The sequence below is a fragment of the Pseudomonas sp. D5(2026) genome, from assembly GCF_057766845.1.
The window spans coordinates 859,249-874,621 of record NZ_CM173421.1 but is presented as its reverse complement, the minus strand read 5'-3'; the positions used below and the strand labels follow the sequence as shown (position 1 = coordinate 874,621).

The 15,373-nt window shown below is 61.0% G+C and carries 18 protein-coding genes and 1 tRNA gene; 2 read left to right on the top strand and 17 right to left on the bottom strand.

Features of this window, described 5'->3' with window-relative positions; genetic code table 11:
• Positions 1 to 23 precede the first annotated feature (23 nt).
• From ndk to trmJ, 11 genes are all read right to left on the bottom strand, one after another.
• Positions 24 to 449, bottom strand: a complete 426-nt coding sequence (gene ndk / locus AC3B5Q_RS04080; RefSeq protein WP_003248526.1) for a nucleoside-diphosphate kinase — start codon at positions 447 to 449, stop codon at positions 24 to 26.
• 88 nt (positions 450 to 537) lie between these two features.
• Entirely contained in the window at positions 538 to 738 is a 201-nt protein-coding gene (gene iscX / locus AC3B5Q_RS04075; RefSeq protein ID WP_003248529.1) for a Fe-S cluster assembly protein IscX, read from the bottom strand.
• A gap of 10 nt (positions 739 to 748) precedes the next feature.
• A complete protein-coding gene (fdx, locus tag AC3B5Q_RS04070) occupies positions 749 to 1,090 on the bottom strand; it encodes an ISC system 2Fe-2S type ferredoxin (RefSeq protein ID WP_021781772.1) in 342 nt (113 codons plus the stop codon).
• A gap of 3 nt (positions 1,091 to 1,093) precedes the next feature.
• Positions 1,094 to 2,956: a Fe-S protein assembly chaperone HscA gene (gene hscA / locus AC3B5Q_RS04065; RefSeq protein ID WP_021781771.1), complete on the bottom strand. Its 1,863-nt coding sequence runs from the start codon at positions 2,954 to 2,956 to the stop codon at positions 1,094 to 1,096.
• A 43-nt stretch (positions 2,957 to 2,999) separates the two neighbouring features.
• Positions 3,000 to 3,521, bottom strand: coding sequence for a co-chaperone HscB (gene hscB, locus AC3B5Q_RS04060; RefSeq protein WP_028697394.1), 522 nt, complete (start codon positions 3,519 to 3,521; stop codon positions 3,000 to 3,002).
• An 8-nt stretch (positions 3,522 to 3,529) separates the two neighbouring features.
• On the bottom strand, positions 3,530 to 3,853 hold the full coding sequence (iscA, locus tag AC3B5Q_RS04055) for an iron-sulfur cluster assembly protein IscA (protein WP_003248536.1): 324 nt from the start codon (positions 3,851 to 3,853) through the stop codon (positions 3,530 to 3,532).
• A gap of 28 nt (positions 3,854 to 3,881) precedes the next feature.
• Positions 3,882 to 4,268: a Fe-S cluster assembly scaffold IscU gene (iscU, locus tag AC3B5Q_RS04050; RefSeq protein WP_003248539.1), complete on the bottom strand. Its 387-nt coding sequence runs from the start codon at positions 4,266 to 4,268 to the stop codon at positions 3,882 to 3,884.
• Positions 4,269 to 4,314: 46 nt separating this feature from the next.
• Positions 4,315 to 5,529, bottom strand: coding sequence for an IscS subfamily cysteine desulfurase (locus AC3B5Q_RS04045; protein WP_021781769.1), 1,215 nt, complete (start codon positions 5,527 to 5,529; stop codon positions 4,315 to 4,317).
• A 45-nt stretch (positions 5,530 to 5,574) separates the two neighbouring features.
• The gene (iscR, locus tag AC3B5Q_RS04040; protein WP_003248542.1) at positions 5,575 to 6,066 is read right to left on the bottom strand and encodes a Fe-S cluster assembly transcriptional regulator IscR; all 492 of its coding nucleotides are present in this window, start codon (positions 6,064 to 6,066) and stop codon (positions 5,575 to 5,577) included.
• Positions 6,067 to 6,245: 179 nt separating this feature from the next.
• A complete protein-coding gene (cysE, locus tag AC3B5Q_RS04035; protein ID WP_016501401.1) occupies positions 6,246 to 7,031 on the bottom strand; it encodes a serine O-acetyltransferase in 786 nt (261 codons plus the stop codon).
• 3 nt (positions 7,032 to 7,034) lie between these two features.
• A complete protein-coding gene (gene trmJ / locus AC3B5Q_RS04030) occupies positions 7,035 to 7,790 on the bottom strand; it encodes a tRNA (cytosine(32)/uridine(32)-2'-O)-methyltransferase TrmJ (protein WP_028697393.1) in 756 nt (251 codons plus the stop codon).
• Positions 7,791 to 7,941: 151 nt separating this feature from the next.
• Between trmJ and suhB the strand changes: the two genes are divergently transcribed.
• Positions 7,942 to 8,760: a type III secretion system regulator SuhB gene (suhB, locus tag AC3B5Q_RS04025; protein ID WP_021781766.1), complete on the top strand. Its 819-nt coding sequence runs from the start codon at positions 7,942 to 7,944 to the stop codon at positions 8,758 to 8,760.
• Positions 8,761 to 8,929: 169 nt separating this feature from the next.
• On the opposite strand, the gene AC3B5Q_RS04020 is transcribed toward suhB, so the two are convergent.
• The 6 genes from AC3B5Q_RS04020 to queA form a co-directional block, all read right to left on the bottom strand.
• Complete coding sequence (locus tag AC3B5Q_RS04020) at positions 8,930 to 9,472, bottom strand: glycine zipper 2TM domain-containing protein (protein WP_010952063.1); 543 nt, start codon at positions 9,470 to 9,472, stop codon at positions 8,930 to 8,932.
• Between the two features lie 119 nt (positions 9,473 to 9,591).
• Complete coding sequence (gene secF, locus AC3B5Q_RS04015; RefSeq protein ID WP_021781765.1) at positions 9,592 to 10,500, bottom strand: protein translocase subunit SecF; 909 nt, start codon at positions 10,498 to 10,500, stop codon at positions 9,592 to 9,594.
• 10 nt (positions 10,501 to 10,510) lie between these two features.
• Positions 10,511 to 12,373: a protein translocase subunit SecD gene (gene secD, locus AC3B5Q_RS04010; protein WP_319298425.1), complete on the bottom strand. Its 1,863-nt coding sequence runs from the start codon at positions 12,371 to 12,373 to the stop codon at positions 10,511 to 10,513.
• 62 nt (positions 12,374 to 12,435) lie between these two features.
• Positions 12,436 to 12,771, bottom strand: coding sequence for a preprotein translocase subunit YajC (gene yajC / locus AC3B5Q_RS04005; RefSeq protein ID WP_003248556.1), 336 nt, complete (start codon positions 12,769 to 12,771; stop codon positions 12,436 to 12,438).
• A gap of 42 nt (positions 12,772 to 12,813) precedes the next feature.
• A complete protein-coding gene (tgt, locus tag AC3B5Q_RS04000) occupies positions 12,814 to 13,929 on the bottom strand; it encodes a tRNA guanosine(34) transglycosylase Tgt (RefSeq protein ID WP_014589748.1) in 1,116 nt (371 codons plus the stop codon).
• A gap of 14 nt (positions 13,930 to 13,943) precedes the next feature.
• Entirely contained in the window at positions 13,944 to 14,993 is a 1,050-nt protein-coding gene (gene queA / locus AC3B5Q_RS03995) for a tRNA preQ1(34) S-adenosylmethionine ribosyltransferase-isomerase QueA (protein ID WP_021781763.1), read from the bottom strand.
• A gap of 105 nt (positions 14,994 to 15,098) precedes the next feature.
• On the opposite strand from queA, the gene AC3B5Q_RS03990 reads away from it, so the two are divergent.
• Positions 15,099 to 15,183: transfer RNA gene (locus AC3B5Q_RS03990), tRNA-Leu, on the top strand.
• The last annotated feature ends 190 nt before the right edge of the window (positions 15,184 to 15,373 follow it).

Sequence of the window (15,373 nt, the reverse complement as noted above, 5' to 3'; positions counted from 1 at the left end):
CACCCTCACCCGTAAGCTTTCGCTTAGCGAGTGGTTACCTCGGTAGCAGCGAAGAAGTAAGCGATTTCGCGAGCAGCAGCAGCTTCGGAGTCCGAACCGTGAACGGCGTTGGCGTCGATCGACTCGGCGAAGTCAGCACGGATGGTGCCGGCAGCAGCTTCTTTAGGGTTGGTAGCGCCCATCAGCTCACGGTTCTTGGCGATGGCGTTCTCGCCTTCCAGAACCTGGACAACGACCGGACCGGAAGTCATGAAGGCAACCAGGTCACCGAAGAAGCCGCGCTCGCTGTGCTCAGCGTAGAAGCCTTCGGCTTCGGCTTTGGACAGTTGCTTCATTTTCGAGGCAACGATTTTCAGGCCGGCTTCTTCGAAGCGAGTGGTGATCTTGCCGATGACGTTTTTGGCAACAGCGTCAGGCTTGATGATGGAGAAAGTACGTTGAACAGCCATGGAAAACTCCAGAATATGAGTGTTACGAAAAATTAAACCCGCGAATTATACGCGGGTTCCAGGGGATTGCCTAACCTGCAAGTGACGCTTAGTCGGCTTCGTCGATCCAGGCGGCCTGGATTGCCTCGAGCACTTTCTCACCGCCGCGTGACGGATCGTCGCTGAACTCGGGCAATGCCAGCACCCAGCGGTGCAGGTCCACAAAATTCACATAACGAGGATCGACCTCAGGCTTGCTTTCTGCAAGCTGGATTGCGATCTCAAGTACATCAACCCATTTCAGACTCATGTACAGGCCCTCAGTGCGGTGCTTCGGCAGCGTGGTTGAGCGAATACTTGGGGATCTCGATGGTCAGGTCTTCGTCAGCGACGACCACCTGACAGCCAAGGCGCGACTGCGCCTCCAGGCCCCAGGCTTTGTCCAGCATGTCCTCTTCCAGTTCGTCAGCCTCTTCGAGCGAATCGAAGCCCTTGCGCACGATGCAGTGGCAAGTGGTGCAGGCCTTGACGCCGCCGCAGGCACTTTCCATCTCGATGTGATGGTCGTGGGCCAGCTCCAGGATGTTGGTCCCGGGCTCGACCTCCACGGTCAGCCCCTCGGGGCAGAACTTCTCATGCGGCAGGAATGTCACCAGCGGCATCGATTACTCCTCGATCTCATTCAGGTTGCGCCCGGCCAGTGCGGCTTTGACCGTCGAATCAAGGCGACGGGCGGCAAATGCATCGGTCACCTGCGACAGACGCTTGGTCTGTTGCTCGATGGCTGCGCCATCGGTGCCGGCCAGCAAATCACGTAGTTCTTGCATCTGGAATTCGATGGCGTCGCGCTCGTCACTGCTGAGCAGGCGCTCGCCGTCGGCGTCCAGGGCGCCCTGTACCGCCTCGAGCAGCCGCTCGCCATCTACCTGATGCTCTCGCAGCTGGCGGGCGTGCTTGTCGGAACCGGCGTGCTCGAAGGAGTCCTTGAGCATGCGGGCGATTTCGCCGTCGGTCAGGCCGTAGGACGGCTTGACCTGAATGCTGGCTTCCACGCCCGAACCCAGCTCGCGGGCAGCGACGCTGAGCAGGCCATCGGCATCCACCTGGAAGGTGACGCGAATTTTCGCAGCACCGGCAACCATGGCCGGAATGCCGCGCAGCTCGAAGCGGGCCAGCGAACGGCAGTCGCTGATCAGCTCGCGCTCGCCCTGCAGCACGTGGATCATCATGGCCGACTGGCCATCTTTGTACGTGGTGAACTCCTGAGCCCGCGCCACCGGAATGGTGGTGTTACGCGGGATCACCTTCTCCATCAGCCCGCCCATGGTTTCAAGACCAAGCGACAGCGGGATGACATCGAGCAGCAGCAGCTCGCCACCTTCGCGGCGGTTACCGGCCAGGGTGTCGGCCTGGATGGCGGCACCAATGGCCACCACCTGGTCTGGGTCGATCGAGGTCAGCGGGGTGCGCCCGAACAGCGCGCCCACGGCCTCACGCACACGCGGCACGCGGGTCGAACCACCGACCATGACCACGGCGCTGACTTCTTCCAGCTCAACACCACTGTCGCGCACGGCGCGGCGGCAAGCCTTCAGGCTGCGGGCAACCAGTGGTTCGATCATGGCTTCGAAGGCGCTACGGGTCAGCTCACCGTGCCAGGCACCGTGGCTGACGTTGACCACGTCAGCATCGGTCAGGGCTTCTTTGGCGGCGCAGGCGGTTTGCAGCAGCGCGCGCTGGGTAGCCGGGTCCAGATCGGACGAGAGGCCAGCCTGCTCGATGATCCAGCCGGCAATAGCATGGTCGAAGTCGTCACCACCCAGAGCGGTATCACCGCCGGTGGCCAGTACTTCGAATACACCAGCGGTCAGCCGCAGGATGGAAATATCAAAAGTGCCGCCACCCAGATCATAGATGGCCACCACGCCTTCGGCGTTCTGGTCCAGGCCGTAGGCTACGGCGGCCGCGGTCGGCTCGTTGAGCAGGCGCAGCACGTTCAGGCCAGCCAGACGCGCAGCATCTTTGGTAGCCTGACGCTGGGCGTCATCGAAATAGGCCGGCACGGTGATCACCGCGCCCACCAGTTCGCCACCCAAGGTGGCTTCGGCACGCTCGCGCAACACCTTCAGGATGTCGGCAGACACTTCCACGGGGCTTTTCGGCCCCTGCACGGTGTCGATGAACGGCATGTGCGACTCACCACCCACAAAGCGGTATGGCAGTTGCTCGCCCAGTTGCTTGACGTCGGCCAGGCCGCGCCCCATCAGGCGCTTGACCGACAGCACGGTGTTAAACGGGTCGCTGGAGGCAGCATCACGCGCGGCCTGCCCCACTTCGATGCGCCCTTCGAGGTAGCGCACCGCGGACGGCAGAATGACGTTACCCTGCGCATCGGGCAGGGGCTCGCTACGGCCGCTGCGCAAGGCAGCGACCATTGAGTTGGTGGTGCCCAGGTCGATCCCAACCGCCAGGCGGCGCTGGTGCGGCTGAGGGCTTTGACCGGGTTCGGCAATCTGCAGTAGGGCCATGCTTATCTGAATACCTTAGGTGCCATCACGGGCAGCACCGGGGTTAATCGTCGAGGCGCTCTTCCAGTTGGCGCACTTCTTGGGCGAGCTTGTCGAGGAACTGCATGCGGCGCATCAGGCGTTCAGCCTTGTCGCGCTCGCCAGGGGCATCCCAGCAGCCGGCAAAGTCCTCATTCAGCGTGTCCTGAGCGGCCTTCAGGCGCTTCTTGAACACGCCGACACCATCAAGGTCGGCTTCATCCCGCAGTTCTTCGAGCTCCTCACGCCACTGCATCTGCTGCAGCAGGAAGTCAGGGTCGTGGACCGTGACTTCCTGAGGCACTTCGTGGCCGCTGATGGCCAGCAGGTAGCGCGCACGACGCGGCGCACTGCGCAGCGTCTGGTAAGCGTCGTTGAGGGCAGCGGATTTTTCCAGCGCTATACGCTGCTCACGCTCAGAGGCGTCGGCAAAGCGATCAGGATGGACTTCGCGGGCCAACTCGCGATAGCGAGTGGCCAGCTTGTCGAGATCCAGACGGAAGCTTGGCTGGAGGTCAAACAATGCGTAATGACAAGGAGTACCCACAGCCAGCCTCAAACGTTGAAGCTTTCGCCGCAGCCACACTCACCGCGCACGTTGGGGTTGTTGAACTTGAAGCCTTCGTTCAACCCTTCCTTGACGAAATCCAGCTCGGTGCCATCGAGGTAAACCAGGCTCTTGGGATCGATGATCACCTTGACGCCATGGTTCTCGAACACTTGGTCTTCGTCCGCCAGTTCGTCGACGAATTCCAGCACGTAGGCCAGACCCGAGCAACCGGTGGTGCGCACGCCCAGGCGAATGCCCTCACCCTTGCCGCGCCCGTCGAGGGAGCGGCGAATGTGGTTGGCGGCGGCTTCTGTCATGCTGATAGCCATCAGAACTCCTTACCTTGCAACAGGCGACTTAGATCAAGCCTTTCTTCTGCTTGTAGTCGCGTACGGCTGCCTTGATGGCATCCTCGGCGAGTACCGAGCAGTGGATCTTGACCGGCGGCAACGCCAGCTCTTCGGCCAGTTGGGTGTTCTTGATGGTTTCGGCCTCGTCCAGGGTCTTGCCCTTCATCCACTCGGTGGCGAGGGAGCTGGAAGCGATGGCCGAGCCGCAGCCATAGGTCTTGAACTTGGCGTCTTCGATAACGCCCTGCTCGTTGACCTTGATCTGCAGGCGCATCACGTCACCGCAGGCCGGGGCGCCGACCATGCCGGTGCCGACATCCGGGTCTTCGGCATTCATCTTGCCGACGTTGCGCGGGTTTTCGTAGTGGTCGATGACCTTTTCACTGTATGCCATGGTGCAATTCCTTCCTCATCAGGGAGCCGCTCTTGCCGGCGACTGCTTAGTGGGCGGCCCACTCGATCTTGGAGATGTCAACGCCGTCTTTGTACATATCCCACAGCGGCGACAGTTCACGCAGTTTGTTGACAGCCTCGCAGACTTTCTGCGCGGCGTAGTCGACTTCTTCTTCGGTGGTGAATCGGCCAAAGGAGAAGCGGATCGAGCTGTGCGCCAGCTCGTCGTTACGGCCCAGAGCACGCAGTACGTAAGACGGCTCGAGCGACGCGGAGGTACAGGCCGAACCGGACGATACGGCGATGTCTTTCAGCGACATCAGCAGCGATTCGCCTTCGACGTAGTTGAAGCTCAGGTTCAGGTTGTGCGGTACACGCGCAGTCTGGCTGCCATTGACGTACAGCTCTTCAAGGTTTGAGACCTGCTTGAAGAAGCGGTCGCTCAGGGCCTTGATGCGTGCGTTTTCTGCAACCATTTCCTGCTTGGCAATGGCGAAGGCTTCGCCCATGCCGACGATCTGGTGGGTCGGCAAGGTGCCCGAACGCATGCCGCGCTCATGACCGCCGCCGTGAATGATGGCTTCCAGGCGTACACGCGGCTTGCGGCTGACGTACAGTGCGCCGATGCCTTTCGGACCATAGACCTTGTGCGCCGAGAACGACATCAGGTCGACCTTCAGCTTTTGCAGGTCGATTTCGACCTTGCCGGCCGACTGGGCGGCATCGACATGGAACAGCACGCCGCGCGAACGGGTCAGTTCACCGATGGCGGCGATGTCGTTGATCGAGCCGACTTCGTTGTTCACGTGCATCAGCGAGACCAGGATGGTGTCGTCGCGCAGCGCCGCCTCTACCATGGCCGGAGTGACGATGCCGTCTTCGCCTGGCTCCAGGTAGGTGACTTCAAAACCTTCGCGCTCCAGCTGGCGAGCGGTATCCAGGACCGCCTTGTGCTCGATCTTGGAGGTAATGATGTGCTTGCCCTTGGTCTGATAGAAGTGCGCGACACCTTTGAGTGCGAGGTTGTCGGACTCGGTGGCACCGCTGGTCCAGACGATTTCACGCGGATCGGCATTGATCAGCTCGGCAACCTGGCGGCGACCGTTTTCCACCGCCTCCTCGGCTTTCCAGCCAAAGACGTGGGAGCGCGAGGCCGGGTTACCGAAGTTCCCGTCGACCAGCAAGCAGTCGGCCATCTTCTGGGCCACGCGTGGGTCGACCGGAGTGGTCGCGGAGTAATCGAGGTAGATCGGCAACTTCATTTGTCTCTCCTATCAGGCGGTGGCGTCGCTCGTCGTCCCAGGGGGTCAATCGACGGCAGACGTCTCAATCTTGTCCAGCTGGGCGGTTCGTCCTGCGACACGCCGCAGGTCCTGGCGCTGGGCGACTTCCTGCACATCACGGCGCTTGACGAGGTCGGCCAGGCTTATGCCGCTGAGGAATTCATGGATCTGCTGGCTGAGGTCGCACCACAGGTGGTGGGTCAGGCAGGTATCACCGGCATGGCAGTCCCCGAGCCCCTGGCAACGGGTGGCATCAACCGATTCGTTGACCGCGTCGATGACCTGGGCCACCTGGATGGTTTCCATGCCCCGCGACAGCTGGTAGCCACCGCCTGGACCGCGCACGCTGGAAACCAGGCTGCTACGGCGCAGCTTGGCGAAAAGCTGCTCCAGATAAGAGAGGGAAATGCCCTGGCGCTCGGAAATATCGGCCAAAGACACCGGCCCATGCTTCGCGTGCAACGCCAGGTCGAGCATGGCGGTCACAGCGTATCGGCCTTTGGTAGTCAGTCGCATGGCTATTGGGTACCACGGGAGTTTCGGGATGTGTGCGAGTATGCGATTCCCGAGCATTTAAGTCAACTATTAGACCTACTGCTTTAGTCGGGTTTGCATCAGGGAGGCGGGCGCGATTGTAGCAGACGAGGGGCGTGAGCACACGCCCCGCATGTCAACATGATTTCAGTACGGCGCGATCAATGCGACTGAGTGTCGCGCTGGGCCACTTGGGCAACCTCGGTGAAGTCGTCTTCCGGCAAGGCCGGCAGTTCCTTGGCACAATAGTCACTGCCCATCTTGGTCAGCGCGCCACACATACCCTCCAACCGTTCGTCGACGGCCTGCAGATGATCGAGCATCTGGCCGATGGCCCGCGCGACCGGGTCGGGCATGTCGCCACTGACACCGTAGGCATCAAAGCCGATCTTCTCAGCCATTGCCTTACGCTTGGCTTCGACTTCGGTGTCCTCGCTCTTGACGATGATCCGCCCTGGAATGCCTACCGCCGTAGCCCCGGCCGGCACTGCTTTGGTGACCACCGCATTGGAACCGATCTTGGCCCCGGCGCCGACGGTGAAAGGCCCCAGGACCTTGGCACCCGCCCCTACCACCACGCCGTTCTCCAAGGTGGGGTGGCGTTTGCCTTTGTTCCAGCTGGTGCCGCCGAGCGTCACGCCCTGATACAGGGTGACGTCATCGCCGATCTCGGCGGTTTCACCAATGACGATGCCCATACCGTGATCGATGAAAAAGCGCCGGCCAATGGTGGCGCCAGGGTGGATTTCGATACCGGTCAGCCAGCGACCGAAATTCGACACCAGCCGGGCCAACCACTTGAAATCACGCTTCCACAGGGCATTGCCCAAGCGGTGCAGCCAGATGGCATGCATGCCGGGGTAGCAGGTGAGCACCTCGAAGGCATTGCGCGCAGCCGGGTCACGGTGGAATACGCTTTGAATATCTTCACGCAGGCGTTCGAACATCTGTCAGTCCTTCCGTTTATGCGGCTCGCCCCGGACCACTTTCTGGGTCTCGGTGAGGATGCCGCGCAAAATGCTCATTTCCGAACGCTCGACCGCCACCCGCCCATACAGCCGGCGCAGGCGCGGCATCAGGTGCTTGGGTTTTTCGGGGTCGAGGAAACCGATGCCCACCAGGGTTTTCTCCAGGTGGTCGTAGAACAGCTCCATTTCATCCATGGTCGCCAGCTCAGTGGCATCAACCTTCTCGACTTTGCCCGGCGCCGCACCGGCAGCCAGCCAGGCCATGCGCACCTCATAGGAGAGCACCTGCACGGCAGCAGCCAGGTTCAGCGAGCTGAAGTCGGGATTGGAGGGAATGTGCACATGGAAATGACATCGCTGCAGTTCTTCGTTGGTCAGGCCGGCGTGCTCGCGCCCGAACACCAGGGCGATTTCCTCGCCACCATTGGCATGCTCCACCGCCTTGGCACCGCACTCACGCGGGCCGATCAACGGCCAGGGAATGCTGCGCTCGCGGGCGCTGGTACCCATCACCAGGTTGCAGCCAACCAGCGCCTGTTCGAGGCTGTCGACCACCTGGGCGTTATCCAGCAAGTCGTCGGCGCCCGAAGCTCGGGCACTGGCATCCAAGGCGGGGAATTCTTTCGGCTGCACCAGCACCAGACGCGACAAGCCCATGTTTTTCATGGCACGCGCAGCGCCGCCGATATTGCCGGGGTGGCTGGTATTGACCAGAACAACACGAATATTTTGCAGCAAGGTGTTGTGCTCACAGATGCAGGAATCAGGGTCTTCGATCTTACAGAACCGACAGACGTAACGCCATGAAAGCAAATGTGACACTTCTGCCGCCAAAGTTTTCTGCTAGAATGATCGGCTTTCTTCTTTAACATCTCCAGGTGACCCGCCCATGCAGCCTATGCTGAATATCGCCCTGCGCGCCGCTCGCAGCGCCAGTGAACTGATTTTCCGCTCCATCGAACGCCTGGATAGCATCAAGGTCGATGAGAAAGAGGCCAAGGACTACGTTTCCGAAGTCGATCGCGCCGCCGAGCAAAGCATCGTCAACGCCCTGCGCAAGGCCTACCCGAACCACTCCATCCAGGGCGAGGAAACCGGCCTGCACGCGGGTAGCGGCGAAGAAGGCAAGGATTACCTGTGGATCATCGATCCGCTGGACGGCACCACCAACTTCCTGCGCGGCATCCCGCACTTCGCCGTCAGCATCGCCTGCAAATACCGCGGCCGCCTTGAGCACGCCGTGATCGTGGATCCGGTTCGCCAGGAAGAATTCACTGCCAGCCGCGGCCGTGGCGCCCAACTCAATGGCCGCCGCCTGCGCGTCAGCTCGCGCACAAGCCTGGAAGGCGCCCTGCTGGGCACCGGCTTCCCGTTCCGTGATGGCCAGATGGCGGACATGGACAACTACCTGGGTATGCTCCGCGCCTTGACCGGCCAGACCGCCGGCATCCGCCGCGCCGGCTCCGCCAGCCTGGACCTGGCCTATGTGGCTGCTGGCCGCTTCGACGCCTTCTGGGAGTCAGGCCTGTCCGAATGGGACATGGCAGCTGGCGTGCTGCTGATCCAGGAAGCCGGCGGCTTGGTAAGCGACTTCAACGGCGGCCACGACTTCCTCGACAAAGGCCACATCGTTGCAGGCAACATCAAGTGCTTCAAGGCGGTACTGACTGCCATCCAGCCGCACCTGCCAGAAAGCATGAAGCGCTAAGCGCAGATTGCCGGCAAACAAAAAGCACCTCTCGAGGTGCTTTTTTTGTGCCTGGTGGTTTTGCGTGGCCTGTACCGGCCTCTTCGCGGGTAAACCCGCTCCTACATGGATCGCATAGCCCCTGTAAGAACAGGTTTACCCGCGAAGAGGCCGGTACAGGCAACGCAAATTACTGACCAGCTTCGCTCAGGATCAACTTGCCATTCTTGTCCAGCGGAATGGTCGATCCCGGCTCGCGATCCATCTTCACCTTGCCTACCTGGTCACCGATGGAATAGGTCACGTTATAGCCCACCACCTTCTCGCTGATGTCGTTGACCGTGTTGCAGCGTGTTTGCGTGGTCGTGTAGGTATCACGCTCCTGCATGCCTTCCTGCACCTTGTTACCCGCATAACCACCACCGACCGCACCAGCCACCGTAGCAATCTTCTTGCCGGTACCACCACCAATCTGATTACCGAGCAGACCACCCGCCAGCGCACCGACCACGGTACCGGCTATCTGGTGTTGATCCTTGACGGGCGCCTGGCGCGTCACTGTCACGTCCTTGCATACTTCACGCGGGGTTTTCACCTGCTGCTTGATCGGCTGCACGTCAGTCACCTGGGCGACTTCGGGGCCTTTGTTCACCAAGCTGTAGGTCGCCACAGCACCTCCGGCGGTTACACCGACAGCACCCAGCACCGCACCCACCAGCATTGATTTATTCACGTGAACCTCCTGATCGTACCAGCGGGCATGAACCCGCGCTTCTCCCAGCCTTGGAGCAAAAAAAAAGGCGCGAGTTCAACACTCGCGCCTTTTCACCGCCAGGCGGCGCAGGGAAGAACTTACGGACGGTCGTCCACACCCTCGGCCTTGACCGGCGGAATGAGATCTTCGCTGTTCAGATTCAGCCAGATCAGTACCACGTTGGCGATATAGATCGACGAGTAAGTACCAGCCATGACACCAATGAACAGGGCCAGCGAGAAACCGAACAGGTTGTCACCCCCAAAGAACAGCAGCGCGGCAATGGCCAGCAAGGTCGAAACCGAAGTGGCGACGGTACGCAGCAGCGTCTGGGTGGTGGAAATGTTGATGTTCTCGATCAGTGAGGCCTTGCGCATCACGCGGAAGTTCTCGCGCACCCGGTCGAACACGACAATGGTGTCGTTCAGCGAGTAACCGATGATCGCCAGTACCGCCGCCAGCACCGTCAGGTCGAAGGTGATCTGGAAGAACGACAGGATACCCAGCGTTACGACCACGTCGTGGATCAGCGAAACGATCGCCCCCACGGCGAACTTCCACTGGAAGCGGAACGCCAGGTAAATGAGGATGCCACCCAGAGCCAGGAGCATGCCCAAGCCGCCCTGGTCACGCAGCTCTTCACCCACCTGCGGGCCAACGAACTCGACGCGTTTGACCTTGGCCGGGTTGTCGCCGCCAACCTTCTGCAGGGCTTCGGCCACTTTGTTACCCAGCATCGGGTCGTCGCCAGGCATGCGCACCAGCAGGTCGGTGGTAGCACCGAAGCTCTGAACCACAGCTTCGTGGAAGCCGGAGTTGACCAGCTCGGCACGCACAGCCTTGACGTCAGCCGGGCGTTCGTAGGTCAACTCGATCAGCGTGCCCCCGGTGAAGTCCAGCCCGAAGTTCAGGCCCTTTTGCCACCAACTGAACAGCGCCAGCACGGTGAGGAGCACGGTGACGGCGAACGCGACTTTGCGCACGCCCATGAAATTGATGGTTTTCATCGCAGCTCCCTCAAACCCACAGCTTCTTGATGTCACGCCCGCCACAGGTCAGGTTGACCAATGCACGGGTCACCATGATGGCAGTGAACATCGAGGTGAAAATCCCGAGGGACATGGTGACCGCAAAGCCTTTGACCGGGCCGGTACCCATGGCAAACAGGATGCCGCCGACCAACAGAGTGGTCAGGTTGGCGTCGACGATTGCCGAGTAGGCGCGATTGAAGCCTTCGTGGATGGCGCGCTGCACCGACATGCCAGCAGCGATCTCTTCGCGAATACGCGAGAAGATCAGCACGTTGGCGTCCACTGCCATACCCATGGTCAACACGATGCCGGCGATCCCCGGCAGGGTCAGCGTGGCCCCCAGCAGCGACATCAACGCCAGCAGCAGCACCATGTTGCCCGCCAGGGCGATGGTGGCCAGCACACCGAAGGCGCGGTAGATGACAATGATGAACAGAGAGACAAACAACATGCCCCACAGCGACGCGTCGATACCCTTGGTGATGTTGTCGGCACCCAGGCTTGGGCCAATGGTACGTTCTTCAGCGAAGTACATCGGGGCGGCCAGACCACCCGCACGCAGCAGCAGTGCCAGCTCCGACGATTCGCCCTGGCCGTTCAGGCCGGTGATGCGGAACTGGCTGCCCAGTGGCGACTGGATGGTCGCCAGGCTGATGATTTTCTTCTCTTCCACGAAGCTTTGTACGGCAACGTCCTTCTCGACGCCACCGACAGTCTGCTTGACGTAGCGGGTGACTGGCTTCTGCTCGATAAAGATCACCGCCATGCTACGGCCGACGTTGCTACGGGTAGCACGGCTCATCAGCTCGCCACCGTGACCATCCAGGCGGATGTTCACCTGCGGGCGACCATGCTCGTCAAAGCTGGCCTGGGCGTCGGTAACCTGGTCACCTGTGATGATCAGGCCACGCTCGACGGCAGCGGAGCGGCCGCCTTCACGGAACTCGAACACCTCGGTGGTGGCCTTGGACGCGCCCGGCTCGGCACCGAAGCGGAACTCCAGGTTGGCGGTTTTACCAAGGATCCGCTTGGCTTCGGCAGTGTCCTGCACGCCTGGCAGCTCGACCACGATACGGTTGGCGCCCTGGCGCTGTACCAGCGGCTCGGCCACACCCAGCTCGTTCACGCGGTTGCGCACGGTGGTGAGGTTCTGCTTGATCGAGTATTCGCGGATCTCGGCGACTTTCGCCTGGGTCAGCGCCAGACGCAGCACCGCAAGCTCGTTGCGCTCGGTGGTGGTCAGGTCGAAATCATTGAAATTCTTGCGGATCAGGGCACGTGCCTGTTCGCGGGTAGCATCGTCAGCGAAGCCCAGCATGATGCCGCCATCCTGCTGAGGCAGGCTGCGGTAGCGGATGCGCTCTTTGCGCAGCAAGGTCTTGACCTCGCCTTCGTAGACTTTCATGCGGGCAGTCATGGCCTTGTCCATGTCCACTTCCAGCAGGAAGTGCACACCACCGGACAGGTCCAGGCCCAGCTTCATCGGGCTTGCACCCAGGTTGCGCAGCCATTTCGGGGTAGTCTGGGCCAGGTTCAGGGCCACGACGTAATCATCGCCCAGTGCCTTGCGCACTACATCCTTGGCAGGCAACTGATCTTCCTGATTGGTCAGACGAATCAGCCCGCTGCCCTTTTCACCCAGGCTTACACCCTTGACCGCGATCTTGGCATCGACCAGCGCCTTGCTGACGCGATCGAGGTCGGCCTGATTCACCTGCAGCGCCGAACTGGCACCGCTGATCTGTACCGCCGGGTCATCCGGGTAGAGGTTGGGAGCGGAATAAATGAAACCGACCACCAGTACCAGCACGATCAGTGCATATTTCCACAGAGGATATTTGTTCAGCATCACGCCGCCCGTTCAAGACGCGGGGCGCGTTGCGCGCCCCGACTGGAAAAAAAACCGGTAACTCAGATAGCCTTGAGCGTACCTTTTGGCAGGGTCGCAGCAATGGCACCCTTCTGGAACTTCAGCTCGACAGTGTCGGACACTTCCAGCACCACGAAGTCATCGGAAACCTTGACGATCTTGCCAGCGATGCCGCCGTTGGTGACAACTTCGTCACCTTTCTGCAAGTTGCTCAGCAGGTTCTTCTGCTCTTTCGCGCGCTTGGCCTGCGGGCGCCAGATCATCAGATAGAAGATGACCAGGAAACCGACCAGGAAAATCCACTCGAAGCCGGTACCGGCTGGGCCAGCGGCAGGTGCTGCAGCGTCCGCGTATGCGGCGGGGATGAAGAAGCTCATTGGGCACTCCTAATGTAATTTTCTAATAATGGATGCGGACAGTCAGTCCAAGGGCGGTACAGGAAGCCCGCGCTTGGCGTAGAAGGCGTCGACAAAGGCGGCCAATTTACCCTGTTGAATAGCCTCGCGTAAACCGGCCATCAAGCGCTGATAATGGCGCAAGTTGTGGATGGTATTCAGCATGCTGCTCAGCATTTCGCCGCATTTGTCCAGATGATGGAGATAGGCGCGCGAGAAGTTGGTGCAGGTATAGCAGTCACAGGTCGGATCCAGCGGCGATTCATCATGACGATGGAACGCGTTGCGGATCTTGATCACCCCTGTATCAACGAACAGATGACCGTTGCGCGCGTTACGCGTCGGCATCACGCAGTCGAACATGTCGACGCCGCGGCGCACACCCTCAACGAGATCTTCCGGTTTGCCTACCCCCATAAGGTAACGAGGTTTGTCAGCAGGCATCTGGCCCGGCAGGTAATCCAGCACCTTGATCATTTCGTGCTTGGGCTCGCCCACCGACAGGCCGCCAATGGCCAGGCCATCGAAACCGATGTTCTCCAGACCTTCCAGCGAGCGCATGCGCAGGTCCTGATACATGCCGCCCTGGACAATGCCGAACAGCGCTGCAGTGTTGTCGGCGTGGGCGTTTTTCGAGCGCTGGGCCCAACGCAGCGACAGCTCCATGGAAGTACGTGCCACATCGTGCTCGGCCGGGTACGGGGTGCACTCGTCGAAGATCATTACCACGTCCGAGCCCAGGTCACGCTGCACCTGCATCGACTCTTCCGGGCCCATGAACACCTTCGAGCCATCGACTGGCGAGGCGAAGGTCACGCCCTCTTCCTTGATCTTGCGCATGGCACCCAGGCTGAACACCTGGAAACCACCGGAGTCGGTGAGGATCGGGCCTTTCCACTGCATGAAATCGTGCAGGCCGTTGTGCTTCTTGATCACCTCGGTGCCAGGACGCAGCCACAAGTGGAAGGTGTTGCCAAGGATCATCTCGGCGCCGATGGCCTCGATATCGCGTGGCAGCATGCCCTTGACCGTGCCATAGGTACCCACCGGCATGAATGCCGGGGTTTCCACGGTGCCACGTGGGAAGGTGATGCGACCACGACGGGCCTTGCCGTCGGTGGCCAGCAGTTCGAAGGACATTCGACAGGTGCGACTCATGCTTGATCCTCGGGCCCGCGTGGCGCCGGATTGCGGGTGATGAACATGGCATCACCGTAACTGAAGAAGCGGTACCCGTGCTCGACCGCCGCTGCGTAGGCAGCCATGGTCTCGGGGTAGCCGGCGAAAGCCGAGACCAGCATCAGCAGCGTGGACTCCGGCAGATGGAAGTTGGTGACCAGGGCATCGACCACATGGAACGGGCGGCCCGGGTAGATGAAGATGTCGGTGTCGCCACTGAAGGCCTTGAGCACGCCATCACGCGCGGCGCTCTCCAGCGAACGCACACTGGTGGTGCCAACCGCGATCACCCGACCACCACGGGCACGGCAGGCCTCGATGGCATCGACCACATCCTGGCCCACTTCGAGCCACTCTTTATGCATGTGGTGGTCTTCGATCTTGTCGACCCGCACCGGCTGGAAGGTGCCAGCGCCCACATGCAGGGTGACGAAGGCGCGTTCGACACCCTTGGCTGCGATCTTTTCCAGCAGCGCCTCGTCAAAGTGCAGGCCTGCAGTAGGCGCGGCGACCGCACCGGCGCGCTGGGCGTACACGGTCTGGTAGCGCTCACGGTCAGCGCCCTCGTCCGGGCGGTCGATATAGGGCGGCAGCGGCATATGGCCGACACGGTCGAGCAACGGCAGCACCTCTTCGGTGAAGCGAAGCTCGAACAGCGTGTCATGACGCGCGACCATTTCGGCCTCGCCACCGCCATCGATGAGGATGACCGCGCCTACCTTGGGCGCCTTGCTGGCACGCACATGGGCCAGCACCCGGTGGCTGTCGAGCACACGCTCGACCAGTACCTCCAGCTTGCCGCCGGAGGCTTTCTGGCCGAACAACCGCGCCGGAATCACCCGGGTGTTGTTGAACACCATCAGGTCGCCGGGGCGCAGATAGTCGAGCAAGTCGGGGAATTGCCGGTGCGCCAGCGCGCCGGTAGGCCCATCGAGCACCAGCAGACGGCTGCCATGGCGCTCTGCCAACGGGTGGCGGGCGATCAGGGAATCAGGGAGTTCGAAGGAGAAATCGGCGACGCGCATGATGATGTTCGGTTCGGCAGGGCCGGGAAGTTTAGCCCAATGTGTGAAAATTGACCATGAAAGCCGATTGACCGACCAGCGGCACCTCTTTATACTGCGCGCCACGCCCTGATGGCGGAATTGGTAGACGCGGCGGATTCAAAATCCGTTTTCGAAAGGAGTGGGAGTTCGAGTCTCCCTCGGGGCACCAAATCCGGAAAAAACCGACCTTATGGTCGGTTTTTTTGTGCCTGCGATTCACGCCAGACATTGGCGCCGCCCTCCTGACTCCCGCGCCTTCCCACATGCCTGCATTCTATTGGCCGCGCTTGGCACTGGCGCTTAAGCTGTCATTCGTCACATATATTCCGAAAGTATTGTTAGAGTAATGGCACTTAGCC

Coding starts and splice junctions, on each gene's coding strand:
- ndk (WP_003248526.1), bottom strand. CDS start 449: ATGGCTGTTCAACGTACTTTCTCCATCATCAAGCCTGACGCTGTTGCC.
- iscX (WP_003248529.1), bottom strand. CDS start 738: ATGAGTCTGAAATGGGTTGATGTACTTGAGATCGCAATCCAGCTTGCA.
- fdx (WP_021781772.1), bottom strand. CDS start 1,090: ATGCCGCTGGTGACATTCCTGCCGCATGAGAAGTTCTGCCCCGAGGGG.
- hscA (WP_021781771.1), bottom strand. CDS start 2,956: ATGGCCCTACTGCAGATTGCCGAACCCGGTCAAAGCCCTCAGCCGCAC.
- iscA (WP_003248536.1), bottom strand. CDS start 3,853: ATGGCTATCAGCATGACAGAAGCCGCCGCCAACCACATTCGCCGCTCC.
- iscU (WP_003248539.1), bottom strand. CDS start 4,268: ATGGCATACAGTGAAAAGGTCATCGACCACTACGAAAACCCGCGCAAC.
- AC3B5Q_RS04045 (WP_021781769.1), bottom strand. CDS start 5,529: ATGAAGTTGCCGATCTACCTCGATTACTCCGCGACCACTCCGGTCGAC.
- iscR (WP_003248542.1), bottom strand. CDS start 6,066: ATGCGACTGACTACCAAAGGCCGATACGCTGTGACCGCCATGCTCGAC.
- cysE (WP_016501401.1), bottom strand. CDS start 7,031: ATGTTCGAACGCCTGCGTGAAGATATTCAAAGCGTATTCCACCGTGAC.
- suhB (WP_021781766.1), top strand. CDS start 7,942: ATGCAGCCTATGCTGAATATCGCCCTGCGCGCCGCTCGCAGCGCCAGT.
- secF (WP_021781765.1), bottom strand. CDS start 10,500: ATGAAAACCATCAATTTCATGGGCGTGCGCAAAGTCGCGTTCGCCGTC.
- secD (WP_319298425.1), bottom strand. CDS start 12,373: ATGCTGAACAAATATCCTCTGTGGAAATATGCACTGATCGTGCTGGTA.
- yajC (WP_003248556.1), bottom strand. CDS start 12,771: ATGAGCTTCTTCATCCCCGCCGCATACGCGGACGCTGCAGCACCTGCC.
- tgt (WP_014589748.1), bottom strand. CDS start 13,929: ATGTCCTTCGAACTGCTGGCCACCGACGGCAAGGCCCGTCGTGGTCGC.
- queA (WP_021781763.1), bottom strand. CDS start 14,993: ATGCGCGTCGCCGATTTCTCCTTCGAACTCCCTGATTCCCTGATCGCC.